Origin of the sequence: Microtetraspora glauca (genome assembly GCF_040656155.1) — a bacterium.
Lineage (GTDB): Bacteria > Actinomycetota > Actinomycetes > Streptosporangiales > Streptosporangiaceae > Microtetraspora > Microtetraspora glauca.
In genome coordinates, this window is the sequence record NZ_JBFALK010000004.1 from 184,558 (window position 1) to 199,048 (window position 14,491).

A 14,491-nucleotide genomic window follows, 5' to 3' on the forward strand; every position below is an offset into this window, starting at 1 on the left:
ATCCACATCGTGGAGGGTTCGTGACTGACGCTCAGCCGGTGATCTTCGTGGGTGGGCTCGGCCGCAGCGGCACCACATTGCTGGAGCGGCTGCTGGGCGAGTTCCCCGGAGCCGTGCCGCTCGGAGAGGTCGTCCATCTCTGGGCGCGCGGCGTCCACGCCGACGAGCCGTGCGGGTGCGGAGAGACGTTCTCCCGCTGCCCTTTCTGGGGCAAGGTGGGCGACCTGGCCTTCGGTCGCTGGAAGGCGAGCGAGGCCGATCGCCTGCTCCGGCTGCGGGCCCGGGTGGACCGCACCCGTCACGTCCCGTTCCTCGCCTTCGGCAGGGTGCGGCGCGTGGCCGAACTCGATGAATACGTGTCGGCCTACGCCTCCGTCTACGCCGCCGCCGCCGAGGTCGCCGACGGTGACTGGATGATCGACTCCAGCAAGCACGCCTCCCTGGCGTACTGCCTGGCGGTGGCGGAGGCGACGCGGGCGCGCCTGCGGGTCGTCCATGTCGTACGCGATCCGCGAGCGGTCGCCGCGTCCTGGCGCAGCGACGTGCGGCGGCCGGAGGACGGCCGACCGATGGCCCGATGGGCTCCGGGACGGACGGCCGTCCACTGGCTGGTCCAGAACCTCGCCTTCGAGCTGCTGCGCAGGCGGGGCGTGCCCGTCATCCGGGTCCGTTATGAGGACCTGCTGGGGCGGCCGGCCGAGACGCTGCGTGAGCTGGCCGCCGAGCTGCGGGTGGCGCGCGCGCGTGACGCGCTGCTGTTCCTCGACGATCAGGAGGCGCTGCTCGGCGTGGCGCACACGGTGTCCGGCAATCCGATGCGGTTCGTCGTCGGGCGGGTGCGGTTCAGTGCGCCCCGGGCCGCGTTGCCGTTCGTGCACCGCCTGCTGGTCACCGCGCTGACCTGGCCGTTGCTCCTCCGGTACGGCTATCGCCTCGCGCCGCGGCCGGAGGCCCTGGGATGAAGCCGTCCGTGGGCGTCGTGATCCCCACCAGGGGAGACCGGCCCGAGCTGCTCGCGGCGGCGGTGTCGGGCGTGCTCGATCAGGAGTACGGCCGGCGGCTCCGGGTCGTCGTGGTGGTCGACGGCGGCGACGTCACCGGACCGGCCGAGCAGGTCGCCGACGTGGTGGCGGCGACCCGGGGGAGCGTCCGGGTGATCGCCAACCGATGCACGCCCGGCTTGCCGGGCGCCCGTAACACGGGCATCGCCGAGCTGGACACCGACCTGGTGGCGTTCTGCGACGACGACGATCTGTGGCTGCCCGGCAAGCTCGCGGCGCAGGTGGCGGCGCTGGCCGAGGAGCCGGGGGCCGACTTCGCGAGTTGCGCGATCCAGGTGGAGTACGGTTCCCGCCGGGTGCCCCGGCTGGCCGGCGCCGACCGGGTGACCCGGGCCGACCTCACCAGGTCGCGGATGGTGATGGTGCACTCCTCGACCTTCCTCTTCCGCACGGCCGCGGCCTATCGGGCCGACGAGAGCGCCCCGGGCGGGCAGAACGAGGACTGGGACCTCGCGTTGCGCGCGGCGCGGCGGCATCCCATCGTGCACGTGGACCGGCCGCTCGTCCGGGTGCGCTGGGGCGCGTCCGGATACGCCACGAAATGGGCGGAACGGATCGCCGGGCTGGAGTGGATGCTGGCCCGGCACGCCGACCTGGAGACGGATCCCCGAGGCGCCGCCCGGATCTACGGCCAGATGGCGTTCCACCACGCCGCGCTCGGCCATCGCAGGGACGCGGGCCGGTGGGCGTGGAAGGCGTTCTCCACGCGCCGGGGCGAGCCGCGCGCGGCCATGGCGCTGGCGGTCGCGACCGGCCTGGTGCCGGCGCGCGCGGTGCTCGGCCTGCTGCACACGCGCGGCCGGGGCATCTGATGCCGGCGGCCCGGGTGGCGGTCGCCGGCGTGGAGCTTGACCCGCTCACCGAGGGCGAGGTCGTGACGCGGGTGTTCGACGACCTGCGCCGTGGCCGGGGCGGCCACCTGGTCACCCCGAACGTCGACATCTGCCGGTTGGCCGTGCGCGACGCGGAGCTGCGCGCCCTCGTCCGGCGGGCCGACGTCGTCGTGGCGGACGGCATGCCGCTCGTGTGGGCGGCGCGGCTGCTCGGCACGCCCCTCCCTGGAAGGGTGACCGGCGCCGACCTGATCTGGGCGCTGTCGGAGGCGGCGGCACGCCACGGCGTCCCCGTGTACCTGCTGGGCGGCCCGCCGGGGGTGGCCGACGCCGCCGCGTCGGCGCTGCGCGCGCGCTGCCCGCGCCTCGCCGTGGCGGGGACGCACACTCCGCCCTTCGGGTTCGAGTCCGCCCCCGGCGGGGTGACCCCGATCAGGGACGCCCTGCTCCGTGCGAAGCCCGGCCTGGTCTTCGTGGGCCTGGGCTTTCCCAAGCAGGACCGCCTGATCGAGGTGCTGCGCGCCGACCTGCCCGCGGCGTGGTTCGTCGGCTGCGGCTCGGCCATCGCCTTCGCCGCCGGTGCCGTACGGCGGGCGCCGGGGTGGATGGGCGAGGCGGGCCTGGAGTGGTTGTTCCGGCTGCTGTCCGAGCCGGCCCGGCTGGGGCGGCGCTATCTTGTGGACGATCTGCCCTTCGCCCTCCGGCTGCTCGCCGGCTGCCTGGTCGGCCGTCGTGGGCTCACTGGAGAGCGGACGTCAGATCGCGTATCCGGGACACCTCGCCGGGGGTGAGCCGCTCCCGGTAGGTCCCGAGGGCCGCTCGCGAGTCCATGGGCCGGAAGGCCGTCCTGGACAGGCCGGTCCAGGAGAAACCCGTCGCGGGCGTGCCGGTCGCCGCGGTGCAGGCGGCGGCGATCCGGCCCGCCGCACGCTCCGACCAGGGCAGGCCGCACCAGGCGTAGAGGTCGCGGAAGCGGTCCAGCGGTGCGGTGGCGAGCGACTCGTAACCGACGATCCGGATGCCGGGGTCGGCGGCGGCCAGGTCGGCCGTCACCCGCCGGGCCACCCGCCAGAGCGCCGCCGCCTTGGCGATGCGGTCCTGGGAGCCGACCAGCGGGCGCAGCTCCTCCACGCAGGGGTGGTCGCGGACGAGGAGCGGCTGTTCGAGCAGCTCGTGGAAGTAGACCGTCCAGCCGAGCCGCTGCCAGCTGCCGACGAACGACACCGGATCCCTGACGAGGACGAGCACGCGGCAGCCGAGGCGCCGGGCGAACCAGGCGGCGGAGAACAGCGCGAACGGGTCGTCCAGGAGGGCACGCCGCCCGATGAGCCGGCCGAGGCGGAACGCCGTGCCGTACTTCGCCATGCGGGCGAGGTCGCGTGGGCGGCGGTTGCGGCGGAGCTCGGCGAGATGGCCGTAGCGCAGCCCGATGGTACGGGTGAACGCCTCCAGCCAGGGCGACTCGTCGTCGGGGCAGATGTACTGGAAGCGGTGCGTCACGGAGGCGTCGAGAACGCCGGGGCTGCGTCCCGGCGGGTGCTCGGGGTTGAGCGGCTCGTTGACGTAGACGAGGCGTCCGCTCGCCGCGAGCATCTTCCCCGCCCAGCTGGTCCCGCTGCGTGGCAGCCCCGTCACCAGCAGCGGCCCGCCGTACCCGCTCGTGTTGTGGCTGCCGTCCCGGTTGCGGTGGCCGCTCCGGCTCGTGTGGCCGCCGCTCACGCGGTCGCCCTGAGCCCGAACGCCGCCATGCTGTGCCGGCCGAACGGCCGCAGGCCGTACCGGCGGGAGATCTGGACGAGTGGCAGCAGGTTCTTCACCAGGACGCCGCCCGACCAGCCCAGAGCGGCTCCGAGAGCGCCGTGGACGGGCACGAGCAGCACATCCAGGGCGATGGTCGCCGTCACCGCGCAGACGGCGTTGACGAGGCTCGCCGTCGTGTGCCCGGAGGCGATCAGCATGACGTCGACCATGCCGCAGGCGCTGGCGACCATCATCGTCGCGGACAGGACGAGCGCCACGGACGCCCCCCGGGCGTACGACGTGCCGAAGATCTGCAGCAGCCACGGAGCGAGCACCGCGTACCCGAGCCAGACCGGCCAGGTGACCATGACCAGCCACATCGTCGCCGTCTGGTAGAGCTCCCGCGCCCGGCCGAGGTCGCCCTCTGCGAGCGCACGGACCAGCCCGGGTTGTACGGCCTGCGCGAGCCCCTGCCCGGCGAGCTGGCCGACCACCTTGAAGCGGGTGGCGGCCGTGTACATCGCGGCGGGCGCGGGACCGGCGAGCGCGGCCACGATCACGATGTCGAGCCGCTGGAAGACCGCCTGGATCGCGGCCGCCGCCGACCGGGGCGCGGTGTACCGCCAGAACCGTTCCCAGCGCACGGTCGGCGTGCGGCCCCGGAGCCAACGGGCCGCCACGGCGCCGACCGGAAGCGCGGGGAGCGCCCACGCGGCGGTCAGGACGGGGACGGCCGCTCCGGCGAGCAGTCCGGTGGAGACCAGCGCCACCTGGCCGAGCGGTTGCGCGACACCGCTCAGGAACAGGGTGGGCCGCATCGAGCCGAGCCCGCGCGTGGCCGCGATCAGGACGTCGGCGACGGCCACCGCGGGCAGCGCCGCCGCGAGCACCGGCCAGACGCCCGCGGGGACGCCGACGAGCGGGGCGAGCAGGTCGCCGAAGGCGGCGACGGCCACGGCGACCAGGGACGAGAGCACCACCACCGGGCCCAGCGCGACCAGCAGCACCGGACTGCCCGCCGACCCCGGATCTCGGGACACCCCCGCGAGGAAGTAGACCAGGCCGTTCCCGGTGTCGAGCCGGGAGACCCCGGCGAGCATGAGGCACAGCGCCGTCGCCGCGAAGAACGCCCCGGCCTGGGCGGGGGCGAGCGACCGGGTCACCACCAGGACGACCAGGAACTGGGCCGCCGCGCCCGTCGCGGCGCACAGCAGCCCGGCCGCGCTCTTGCGGGCCAGCGGGAGGTCCCGCCGCCTGGTCACCGGCGTGCGTCCCGGCCCGAATGCCAGGAAGGTTCGGCGCCCAGCCACGGGGTGAGCAGGGCGTCCCAGGGGGCGAAGTGCTCGGTCAGGCGGCGCCGTACCGAGGCGGGCATGTCCGCGGTGCGTGGCTGGGCGTTGTGCCGCTCGAAGAGGGGATTCCCGAGCCGGGGCAGGCCGAGGAACCCGATGACCCTGTCGTAGACCGGCTGGGGGTCGCGGAAGAACGCGCCGCTGTCCAGGACGAGCACGTGCTCACGCCCGACGAGCAGTTCCAGGCGGGCGAGCTGCTCGGCGTACCGGCCACGCGTGACGTAGGCGTGGTGCCGGTGGGCGTGGCTGGCCGCGTGGGGGAAGACGCGGAGGCGGTGCGCCTCGCCGGCGAGGCGTTCCTCCTCCAGGTCAAGGGCGCGTTCGAAGGAGCGCTCGGTCTCGAAGCCGCGGGCCAGCTCGTGCGCGTGGGCCGAGTAGGCGCGCTCCACGGGGTCCCGCACCAGCACGATCAGCTTGGCCTCCGGCAGGTCCCAGGCGATGCGGGCCGGGGCGAGCGGGTGGAACAGGTAGTAGGGCGACGACTCGAACGCCTGGGCCTGGTGGCCGTGCCGCCGTTCCTGCCGTCGCGCGGCGGCCTTGCGGGGGAAGTGCGCCTGGTACCAGGCCAGCCCCTTCTCGTACGCCATGTCGAAGTAGTGCACTCCCTTGTGCAGCACCGGCTTCATGATCAGCGGGTGCCGGGAGAGCGCGCGGTAGAGCGAGGTGGTGCCGCACCGCTGCGCGCCGACGAGGAGGAACGACGGCAGGATCCTGCCCCCCACGGTGAGTCTGCCCGTGGTCAAGGAGACGGCGTGCGCCGAGCGCTTGAGGGTGGACTTCACAGCAGGGGCTCCAGATGGTCGACGAGTGGGTTGAGCCAGGTCGAGGCTGGGCCGAGCGGTTGGTGGCCGTCTCGGTCGTGCCGGTCGGCGAGCGTGATCAGATAGTGCGCGGTCGTCCGCCTGGCCTCCGCGGCCGAGAGCCCGAACGGTGCCAGGAGGGGGACGGCCCGGGCCAGGCATGCTTGCGTGGCGCCCACCGGGCCCATGCGTTTCAGGACCCGGTGCAGGAAATGGTGGAGCGCGTCGAAACCGAGGGGAACGTCGGTGCCGAACCGTTCCCAGTCCCAGACGAGGAGTCGTCCGTCCGTGCCCGCCGAGATGTTCCAGGGAGCGAAGTCCCCGTGCCAGGCGCACGATCCGAGAGAGGCGATCTCGGTCACGGCCGCGTTGAGCAGGCCCGGTGGAGTCGCCGCCGACGTGATCGGCAGCGGCGACAGGACCAGCACGTCCATGTCGTGCCAGAGGCCGTGGTGCAGCACGGCGGGCACGGAGATCACCTTGAGCGGCCGATCGGCGAGCATGCGCAGGGTGGCGCTCTCGTGCCGGATCAGGTCGCGGGCCCGGTCCGAGTCCCCGACCTTGACGAAGCCGAGCAGGCCGTCGGATCCGCGCGCCGACAGGATCGGCTTGCGGTTGGCCCGGCGCGCGGGCCGTACGCGCAGCACCGTGCGGACACGCTGGCCGAACACCTCGCCGAGGTACGTCTCGATGGTGTCGGGGCCGTCAGGGACCAGAAGCCGCCCGCCGCGCCCGAGCACGGAGTGCCAGCGGGTACGCGGAACGAGCCGCCGGGGGACGAGCCGGTGCGGGAGCACGGTCCTGGCGCTCGTGGCCGTGGACGGGGGGTAGAGCAGGTCGAGCACCTCGTGGAGGTAGCGCAGCCGGGCCCTGGCGTCACCCATGTGCCCACCTCGCGTTCCCCGTCCTCGAAGGCCGTGCCGGACGCTGTGTCGAAGGCCGTGCCGGACGCTGTGCCGGATGTCGCCCGAGCGGCTGGGCCGAGTTGCGCCAGAGCAGGGCGAAGGAGATCAGATAGAGGCTCAGCGCGCTGACCAGGCCGTCGTAGACGAACATGTAGAAGAGCACGAGGATCATCACGAGCGTCCCGGCCTGCCCGATCGGCGACCGGTCGTGCCAGAAGCGCCGCAGGGCCCCGAGGAAGAAGCCGACGTACAGTGCCGCGCCGGCGAAGCCCTGCGTGATGAGCGTCAGCCAGAGCTGGCCGTCGCTGCCGAGCGGGGGATGGCCGCAGGTCGGGCACCACTCGGTCTTGCCGGTCGTGATCGTGGAGTAGTTGCCGTAGGCGTTGCGCGTGCTGCCGTAGCCGATCACCGGCGACGAGGCGGCGGCCCGGACGGTGGACGACACGGTGAACGCCCGGATGTCGTTGCTGTGCGGGTTGTCCAGTCGTTGCCCCACGATCGTGGCGAGCGGCGACAGCACCAGCGCCGTGCCGGCCAGGGCGACGGCCGTGCCGACGACGAGGGGACGGCCCCGGAAGGCGAGGTACGCGGCGGACAGGCCGAGCCCGATCCACAGGCCGCGGTTGAGCGAGTAGACGATGGGGATCGCCGCGAGCGGGAGCAGCACGGCGACGGCCACCCGCCGCAGCGGCCCGCCGTACACCCACCAGCCGACCAGGAACCAGACGAGCAGCACGGAGATGTTGCTGCCCCAGGCGTTGGCCCACTCGAACGGCGCCTCGGGCCGGGGGGACGCGTGCCCGAGAACGTGCTGCATCTGCGCCGCCGTCGGGTGGATGAGGTTGCTGACGAAGGAGTTGCCGCCGATCCACTCCGGCAGCAGCATCTCGACGGGAGCGGTGAACTGGAATCCGGGGGCGAACACGCCGAGCAGCCCGCCCGCCACGGTGGTGACGAACAGCACGCCGAGCAGCCGGACCAGGGTCAGCTGGGGAAGCTCCTCGTGGGTGAGGTTGCCGAGGTAGAGCACCATGACGGCGAGCGCGGTGTAGACGGCGAAGCGCATCAGATAGCCGAGGATCCGGCCGGTGGACAGGTCGCCGTAGGTGCCGGGAGGGTTCTCGGCCAGGGTGAGCGCGCTGATCGCGTATCCGGCGAGAAGCAGCATCCACAGGCCCATGCCCGTGGGCACCCTGATCGGCCGCCTGCGCCACAGCACCACCGCCATCGGCACCGCGACCACGACGATCGACAACCCGCCCAGGCCGAGCGCCCACCAGATCGGATAGCCGGCGAGCAGGGCGGCGATGGGCCACACCGCGGGTCTCATGCCGTCTGCTTCATCGAGCGCGTCGACATGGGCAGCGTGGGCGGCACGGTGACCGCGCCGAGCACCGTCGTGCCCTGCCTGGCGAGCCGCCGTACGGCCTGGGCGACCTCGGTGGAGGTGGTCCGGCGCAGGCCGAGGAGCAGGACGGCCGCGTCGGGGCGGTCGGCGGGGTCGGTGACCACGGCGATCGGGGCCAGGTGGGAGAGCGCGGCGCCGAGGCGTTCGGCGACCGGCCCGCCGGTGACCGTGCCGAGCTCCACGACCAGGAGCCGGTGGTAGCCCTCGCCGAGCGAGGCGGCCACTCCGGCGGCCAGCTCGCGGAAGGCTCCGGGATCGGCCCGGAGCGGGATGTCGGCGAGCAGCGGGAGCGTGGTGAGGCGCTCGACGTCCGCGGCCGCGCGCACCCGGGTGTCCAGCCGGTCGCGGCCGAACGCGGCCCCGGCGCCGGCGAGCAGGCCGAGGAAGAGGCCGCTGCCGAGGTACAGCGGGACGCTCGGCGCGCTGGGGGCCGACGGGGGGCGTGACTGGCTGATCACCGCTCCGGGAGTGACCGCGATGGTCTTGAGCGCGTCGTATTTGAGCGTGAGGCTGTACACCTGCCGGCCGAGCACCGACTGCTGGTGCTCGGCGACCACGCGGGCCGCGGATCCGTGTGGCAACGTCGCGACGTTCTCGGCGGCCTTGCCGAGCTCGCCGTCCAGTTCGTGCAGCTTGGTGGACAGTGCCTTCATCTGCGCGGCGAGGGTCTGGGCGGCCGACAGTGAGCGGTTCCGCAGGTAGGCGTCGGCGAACGCCTGCGCGCCGGCGGCGGCTGAGATCGGGTCGCCCGCGGTGAACCAGATGGAGAGGATGGCGGAATTCGGTGGAACGTCCACGGTGACCTGTTCCCGCAATTCCTCCGAATCGGGCTTTTTCAAAATTTCAGCGGCTTTGGAGGCAACTGTCGCAGAGTGGGCGATTTGCGCCTCTGTATCAAGATTGAGGGGTTCGCGCTGTCGCGAGCTCACCTGGTTGACCTGATCCTGAACGCCGGTCGGCAGAACCTGTACCTGTGCCACGGACGCGTATTCCTTGGGTGTCACCACCAGCAGCGCGACACCGCCCGCGACACCCATGAACAGGCATGACGCGACGAGCAGCCGACGGCGGCGGAGAACCGACCCGTAGTCGGCGAGATCCCTGCTGTACGGCGGCGGAAAAGAAGATCTCACCATGCCCCCGAACTATAGGCGCGGTTGTGCTTTTCCCCATCGGATATTGAAAGATTTTCTTCCGCCGAATCGCCGCGCAATAACGATCATTAATGCGAAATGTCCGATGGCGCGATATCACAAAGTTCCCCTCGATCTTCCCTCGAGTAATGGCAAGGTGGCCCCCAAGGTCGTTCAAGCGAAGGGGGAAAGGTGCGGCGAACAGCGCTGATCGGGCTGGCGGCACTGCTGGTGGGGTGCTCGGCCGCGCCGAGCACCCCGGTGCAGGGTGTACGGACCGACCTCGACAGCAGGATGGGCACGCGTGGCGCGATGTCCTGCACGGTCACCGCCAAGCTCATCCCGACCTGCGGGGCGTGGTGGGGCATCGCCCCCGACATCTTCACAGGACGGCGCGTGGACGCCGCCACGGTGCGCGCCGAGCGGCGGATGGGCCGCAGGGCCGACATCGTGCACGTCTACCACCGGGGCGGGGAACTGTTCCCCACGCCCGCGGAGCGGCAGATCGCCCAGGGGCGGCGGCTGCTACTGATCAACTGGAAGCCGTCCATGACCGCGAGCTGGGCGGAGGTCGCGAGCGGTGCGGTCGACCACCGGATCGACATCCTCGCGGCGTACATCAAGCGGACCTTCCCCGGCCGGTTCTTCCTCACGATCCACCACGAGCCGGAGAACGACGTCCGGCTGGACGGCGGCTACTCCGCCGAGGACTACGTCGCGATGTTCCGCCACGTGGTCACCCGGCTGCGGAGCAGGGGAGTGACCAACGCCGTCACCGTCATGACGTACATGGGCGCGCCCAACTGGGCCACCAAGCCGTGGTTCGACAAGCTCTATCCCGGCGACGACGTGGTCGACTGGGTGGGTCTGGACCCGTACGCCGACACGCGGGTGCACGACTTCGCGGGCCTGGTCAACAAGACCAGGCCCGACCATCCGCAGTGGCCGGGTTTCTACCGGTGGATGCAGTCGCGCTTCCCGGGAAAGCCGATCATGCTCTCCGAGTGGGGTGCCTTCGAGCGCCCGGACATGCCGCAGTTCAAGCCGCAGTTCTACGCCTCGGTCGGCCGGCAGATCAGCGAATTCCCGCAGATCAAGGCCCTGGTGTACTTCGACTCCCCGGCGGCGCCGCGCGGTGACACGCGGTTCGACTCCACCGTGGCGGCGGACAGGGCGTTCTCCAGTCTGGCGGGCGGTCCGTACTTCAGCGGGACGCAGGTTCCCGTGCGCTGACCGGCTCCTCCGGTACGACGCGCGCCTTGGCGAACCGCCACGCGAACGCGGCGGCCACGCCGAAGCAGACGACGACCACCAGCAGGGGCATGTTGCCCACGCCGAGAAGCTTGAGCGCCGAGGCGAGGAGCACGACCGCCAGCGCGAGCCGGATCACCTGGTCGGGCGCCCAGGCCGAGATCCGCGACCCCAGATAGACCCCGGGGATCGACCCCAGGAGCAGCGACGCGGTGAGATCGAGCTTGAAGTCGCCGAACAGGATGTGGCCCACGGCCGCCGAGGCGACCAGCGGGACCGCCTGGACGAGGTCGGTGCCGACGAGCTGGTTGGCCCGCAGGGCCGGATAGACCATGACCAGCGCGACGACGATGAGGGAGCCGGACCCGACCGACGTCACGCCCACGACCAAGCCCCCGACCATACCGATCAGTACAGTCGGCATTGGGCGCACGTCGACGTGCCGCGCGGAGAGCGCGCCCGCCCCCTGACGCAGGCCGAGGAGTGACTTCGCCAGCAGGCCGGTCAGCGCGAGCAGCAGTGCCACTCCGAGCGCGTACTTGACGGCCTGCTGCATCTGCTCGCCCTCGCCGAACAGCCGGGCGGCGAACACCCCGGCGAACGCCATGGGGACCGAGCCCAGGCAGAGCCAGCCCACCATGCGCAGGTTCACCGTCCCGTTGCGCAGGTGCACCATGCCGCCCACCGGCTTCATGATCGCCGACGCCACGAGATCGCTGGAGACCGCGGCGAGCGGCGGCACGTTGAAGAACAGCATCATCATCGGCGTCATGAGGGCGCCTCCGCCCATGCCGGTCAGCCCGACGATGATCGCCACGAGGAACGAGCCCGCCACCAGGGCCGGATCGATGTCCATCAGTCGTTCACCGCTCCTCGTCCGCGTGGTTCCCCGCCGCGCCGGTTCCGTGCGTGATCACCGGATCCATCCTCCCGATGTGAGCAGATTCAGCACGGCGGAGACCGCCCTGTCCACCGTCATGCCGGTGGTGTCCAGCGTCAGCTCGGCGTCCTCGGGCTCCTCGTACGGGTCCGAGACGCCGGTGAACTCCGGGATGAGCCCCGCGCGGGCCTTGGCGTACAGGCCCTTGCGGTCGCGGCGCTCGCACTCCTCCAGCGGCGTGGAGATGTGGACGAGGAGGAAGTCCGCGCCCACCTCCTCGGCCATCGCGCGCACCTCGTCCCGGGTCTCAGCGTACGGCGCGATGGGCGCGCAGATGGCGAGGCCGCCGTGCCTCGCCACCTCGGCGGCGACGAAGCCGATCCGCCGGATGTTGTGGTCGCGGTCCTCGCGGGAGAAGGTCAGCCCGGCGGACAGGAGCCGGCGGACGACGTCGCCGTCCAGGTAGGTGACGGTGCGGCCGCCCCGCTCCAGCAGGGCGTCCCGCAGCCCGCGGGCGATCGTGGACTTGCCGGAGCCGGACAGGCCGGTGAAGAACACCACGAGCCCGCGGCGGTGCGGCGGCCCGGGAATGACGACGGGCGCCGGGCCCGCGTAGTGCTCGGTCGCGCCGTAGTTGCGCGCCACGTGCTCGCGCAGCTCCAGGTCGATCTCGGGGTCCTCGCGCGGCGCCAGCGGCACGGCGACGACGGACGAGCCGGGCAGCGCGGCGGACGCCTTGAGCGCGGCCCGCACCACGGCGGGGCCGCTCTCCCCGAACACGAGGGGGAGCAGCAGGATGCCGGCCTCCAGTTCCTCGGCGGTCGCCGCGATGTCGTCGAGCGTGGGGGAGTCCAGGGGTCCCCGCATGGTGACCGCGAGGGTCTCGCCGTCAGGCAGCTCCTTGCGCACGTCCTCGGGGGTACGGCGCAGCCGGGCGAACGGCCCGTACGCGGGGGCGTCGAGAGCCTCGACCGGACCGGCGGCGTGGTGGCCGTCCCGCTCGCGCACGGTCATGACGGCGACGGACGCGCCCTCGGGGTCCCTGAGCGTGACCTGCTCGCCGGGCTGGATGCTCTCGGGAAGCGCGATGGTGATCGGGTCGGGCCACGATGTGCCGTCGGCGAGCCGTCCGTGGGCGACCACCTCGTCCACGTCGGCCGAGGTGAGGAAGCCGGTGAGCGGCGCGAACGCACCTGAGAGGAGCAGTTCCAGGTCGGCGAGCTCGCGCGCGTCAGGAGTCCATTCAGACATAGCTTCCATTTCCGATCGAATTAGTCGGATACCTACCTTATCCCGCGACCGAGGCATAGCGCAGCCCTTGCCGGGGCGTCCAAGAAGGTGACATTAACCCCTGGAGGTGGTCGTGGACGCCGCAGACGAGCGACGTTTCCGCGAGTTCGTGTCTGAGTCTTCCCCGGCACTGATGAGACTGGGCTTCCTGCTGACAGGAGGAGATCAGCACTCAGCCGAGGATCTGGTGCAGACCGCGCTGGCCAAGGCGCTCACGAAGTGGAGCCGCATCGACGATCCGGAGGCGTACGTCCGGCAGATCATGTACCGGCAGCAGATCAGCTGGTGGCGGCTGCATCGGCGATGGCGGGAGACGGTCGTCGCGGACCCGCCGGAACGGGCGGCGGGGGACGGCTTCAGCCCGACGGAGTTGAGGCTCGCCCTGCGCCAGGCGCTCGCCCGGCTCACGCCCCGCCAACGGGCCGTTCTGGTCCTGCGTTATCTCGAGGACCTGTCCGAGGCCGAAGTGGCGCGGATCCTGGGCTGCTCGGTCGGGACCGTGCGCAGCACCGCGCACCGGTCACTCGCCCGGTTGCGCGGCAACGCGCCGGAACTCGCCGATTTCCGTCTTTCCGCCAGTGAGGTGAGGTCATGACGCCCCGAGTGCTCAAGGAGACCCTGGAGGAGTGGGCACGTGAGGCGCGCGTCCCACGCGACCTGGCCGATCGCGCGCTGCGGCGGAGCGGACGTCGTCGTCTCGACGCGTACCTCGCCCCCGCGTTCGCGACCGGGATCGTGGTCCTGGCGGTCATGCTGGCGGTCCCGTGGTTGCGGGCGGCCGGGCCCGCGCCCGTACGGCCGGCGGTGTCGCCGTCTGGGGCGCCGTTGAGGCAGGTGATCCCGCTCCGGCCTGCGGACGATCCTCCGGTCAAGGTGACCTTCGACGAGCGGAGCCGGGGCGGTGTGCTCACGGACACGCGCAACTCCCCGCCGAAGGAGATGATCGCGGCCGGCCGCGTGGCGGTCTCGGCGTACTGGGTCTGGAATACGCGGGCCACCGCCGACGGGGAGACGCTCGACCGCACCTGGTACCTGCTCGACCAGGTCACCCTGAGGTACGAGAAGACGGACTGGGGCTACCTCGATGTGGCGCCTGGCCTGCGGTACGCGGCGGTGCTGGAGAAGGACCTTCCGGTGCGGCGCATCGGGATCTTCGACATGGAGACGCGCAAGATCCGGGCCTGGATCCAGGTGGACGAGCCCGTCGGCGGGGTCGCCTGGTCGCCGGACGGTACGCGGCTGGTCGCCACCGCCTACCCACGGCACCCCGACGTGCGGATGGGACCGGTCGGTGACGGCCGGGGCGCCGCCAGGACCGGCTTCTACGTGATCGATGTGGCGACCGCCACCGCGGGAGAGTTCCACGCGGTGGATCCCGACGCCGTCGACAACCCGAACGGGCGCCGCGACTTCGGGTGGAGCGACGACGGCGCGCTGATCTACGAATGGGACATCTCCCCGCGGCACAAGGTCTTCTACGACCTTGAGGGCAACCCGCGCGACGCTCCGGCCGACTACGTGGTGACGGAGTCCGAGGCCGGTGTCTCGCCCGACGGCACACTGCTGGCCGGAAGGGGCGGGCTGCCGACCAAGGTGACCGAACGCGCGACGGGCGCGGTCGTGGGACGCCAGCGGGTGCTGCGACTGCTGGCGTGGGCCGACGACGACCATCTCATCGCTCTCGGCTGCGCGGGCTCGTGCGGGAACGAGTTCGCCAACGGGCTGGTGCTGGTGAGCGTCGACGGCGCGAAGACGGTGCAGCTCAGCGCCAACCGGAAGAACACGACGAAGCCCGGATCCTGGGAGCCGGTCTTCACCCTCAGATAGACACCCAGATA

General features: G+C 72.0%; 14 protein-coding genes and 1 pseudogene. 6 read left to right on the top strand and 9 right to left on the bottom strand.

The annotated features are described in order from the left end of the window. Positions 1-20: 20 nt before the first annotated feature. The 3 genes from AB0I59_RS09855 to AB0I59_RS09865 are packed head-to-tail and all read left to right on the top strand — an operon-like array spanning position 21 to position 2,685. Positions 21-962 (top strand): sulfotransferase, encoded by a 942-nt coding sequence (locus AB0I59_RS09855; RefSeq protein WP_061258215.1) that lies wholly within the window; start codon positions 21-23, stop codon positions 960-962. Next, positions 959-1,873 carry a glycosyltransferase family 2 protein gene (locus AB0I59_RS09860; RefSeq protein ID WP_061258216.1) on the top strand — a complete coding sequence of 305 codons (915 nt, stop codon included), beginning with the start codon at positions 959-961 and terminating at the stop codon, positions 1,871-1,873. The genes AB0I59_RS09855 and AB0I59_RS09860 overlap by 4 nt, the downstream gene beginning before the upstream one ends. Further along, positions 1,873-2,685: a WecB/TagA/CpsF family glycosyltransferase gene (locus AB0I59_RS09865; protein ID WP_061258217.1), complete on the top strand. Its 813-nt coding sequence runs from the start codon at positions 1,873-1,875 to the stop codon at positions 2,683-2,685. Before AB0I59_RS09860 ends, AB0I59_RS09865 begins: the two co-directional genes overlap by 1 nt. Here the strand turns inward: AB0I59_RS09865 and AB0I59_RS09870 are convergent. From AB0I59_RS09870 to AB0I59_RS09900, 7 genes and pseudogenes are all read right to left on the bottom strand, one after another. Continuing rightward, complete coding sequence (locus AB0I59_RS09870) at positions 2,633-3,613, bottom strand: sulfotransferase (protein WP_082777211.1); 981 nt, start codon at positions 3,611-3,613, stop codon at positions 2,633-2,635. The genes AB0I59_RS09865 and AB0I59_RS09870 overlap by 53 nt on opposite strands. Next, positions 3,610-4,896 (bottom strand): lipopolysaccharide biosynthesis protein, encoded by a 1,287-nt coding sequence (locus AB0I59_RS09875; protein ID WP_358131780.1) that lies wholly within the window; start codon positions 4,894-4,896, stop codon positions 3,610-3,612. Before AB0I59_RS09875 ends, AB0I59_RS09870 begins: the two co-directional genes overlap by 4 nt. Next, the gene (locus AB0I59_RS09880; RefSeq protein WP_358131782.1) at positions 4,893-5,768 is read right to left on the bottom strand and encodes a sulfotransferase domain-containing protein; all 876 of its coding nucleotides are present in this window, start codon (positions 5,766-5,768) and stop codon (positions 4,893-4,895) included. The genes AB0I59_RS09875 and AB0I59_RS09880 overlap by 4 nt, the downstream gene beginning before the upstream one ends. Continuing rightward, complete coding sequence (locus AB0I59_RS09885) at positions 5,765-6,670, bottom strand: hypothetical protein (protein ID WP_358131784.1); 906 nt, start codon at positions 6,668-6,670, stop codon at positions 5,765-5,767. The genes AB0I59_RS09880 and AB0I59_RS09885 overlap by 4 nt, the downstream gene beginning before the upstream one ends. Continuing rightward, positions 6,663-8,021 (bottom strand): hypothetical protein, encoded by a 1,359-nt coding sequence (locus tag AB0I59_RS09890; RefSeq protein WP_358131786.1) that lies wholly within the window; start codon positions 8,019-8,021, stop codon positions 6,663-6,665. The genes AB0I59_RS09885 and AB0I59_RS09890 overlap by 8 nt, the downstream gene beginning before the upstream one ends. Continuing rightward, positions 8,018-8,896 carry a hypothetical protein gene (locus AB0I59_RS09895; RefSeq protein WP_358132056.1) on the bottom strand — a complete coding sequence of 293 codons (879 nt, stop codon included), beginning with the start codon at positions 8,894-8,896 and terminating at the stop codon, positions 8,018-8,020. Before AB0I59_RS09895 ends, AB0I59_RS09890 begins: the two co-directional genes overlap by 4 nt. Before the next feature lie 93 nt (positions 8,897-8,989). Next, positions 8,990-9,235: pseudogene (locus AB0I59_RS09900) on the bottom strand (Wzz/FepE/Etk N-terminal domain-containing protein); the annotation flags it as partial. Positions 9,236-9,424: 189 nt separating this feature from the next. Here AB0I59_RS09900 and AB0I59_RS09905 point away from each other — a divergent pair. Beyond that, positions 9,425-10,465 carry a glycoside hydrolase family 26 protein gene (locus AB0I59_RS09905; protein ID WP_358131788.1) on the top strand — a complete coding sequence of 347 codons (1,041 nt, stop codon included), beginning with the start codon at positions 9,425-9,427 and terminating at the stop codon, positions 10,463-10,465. Here AB0I59_RS09905 and AB0I59_RS09910 read toward each other — a convergent pair. Continuing rightward, on the bottom strand, positions 10,437-11,339 hold the full coding sequence (locus AB0I59_RS09910; protein ID WP_358131790.1) for a sulfite exporter TauE/SafE family protein: 903 nt from the start codon (positions 11,337-11,339) through the stop codon (positions 10,437-10,439). The two genes, AB0I59_RS09905 and AB0I59_RS09910, sit on opposite strands and share 29 nt — an antisense overlap. Positions 11,340-11,396: 57 nt before the next feature. After that, a complete protein-coding gene (gene cysC, locus AB0I59_RS09915) occupies positions 11,397-12,623 on the bottom strand; it encodes an adenylyl-sulfate kinase (protein WP_358131792.1) in 1,227 nt (408 codons plus the stop codon). A gap of 103 nt (positions 12,624-12,726) precedes the next feature. Between cysC and AB0I59_RS09920 the strand changes: the two genes are divergently transcribed. Both AB0I59_RS09920 and AB0I59_RS09925 read left to right on the top strand, forming a co-directional pair. Then, positions 12,727-13,248, top strand: a complete 522-nt coding sequence (locus AB0I59_RS09920) for a SigE family RNA polymerase sigma factor (protein ID WP_358131794.1) — start codon at positions 12,727-12,729, stop codon at positions 13,246-13,248. Next, positions 13,245-14,480: an SMP-30/gluconolactonase/LRE family protein gene (locus AB0I59_RS09925; protein WP_358131796.1), complete on the top strand. Its 1,236-nt coding sequence runs from the start codon at positions 13,245-13,247 to the stop codon at positions 14,478-14,480. Before AB0I59_RS09920 ends, AB0I59_RS09925 begins: the two co-directional genes overlap by 4 nt. The last annotated feature ends 11 nt before the right edge of the window (positions 14,481-14,491 follow it).

Coding starts and splice junctions, on each gene's coding strand:
- AB0I59_RS09860 (WP_061258216.1), top strand. CDS start 959: ATGAAGCCGTCCGTGGGCGTCGTGATCCCCACCAGGGGAGACCGGCCC.
- AB0I59_RS09865 (WP_061258217.1), top strand. CDS start 1,873: ATGCCGGCGGCCCGGGTGGCGGTCGCCGGCGTGGAGCTTGACCCGCTC.
- AB0I59_RS09885 (WP_358131784.1), bottom strand. CDS start 6,670: ATGGGTGACGCCAGGGCCCGGCTGCGCTACCTCCACGAGGTGCTCGAC.
- AB0I59_RS09890 (WP_358131786.1), bottom strand. CDS start 8,021: ATGAGACCCGCGGTGTGGCCCATCGCCGCCCTGCTCGCCGGCTATCCG.
- AB0I59_RS09910 (WP_358131790.1), bottom strand. CDS start 11,339: ATGGACATCGATCCGGCCCTGGTGGCGGGCTCGTTCCTCGTGGCGATC.
- cysC (WP_358131792.1), bottom strand. CDS start 12,623: ATGGAAGCTATGTCTGAATGGACTCCTGACGCGCGCGAGCTCGCCGAC.
- AB0I59_RS09925 (WP_358131796.1), top strand. CDS start 13,245: ATGACGCCCCGAGTGCTCAAGGAGACCCTGGAGGAGTGGGCACGTGAG.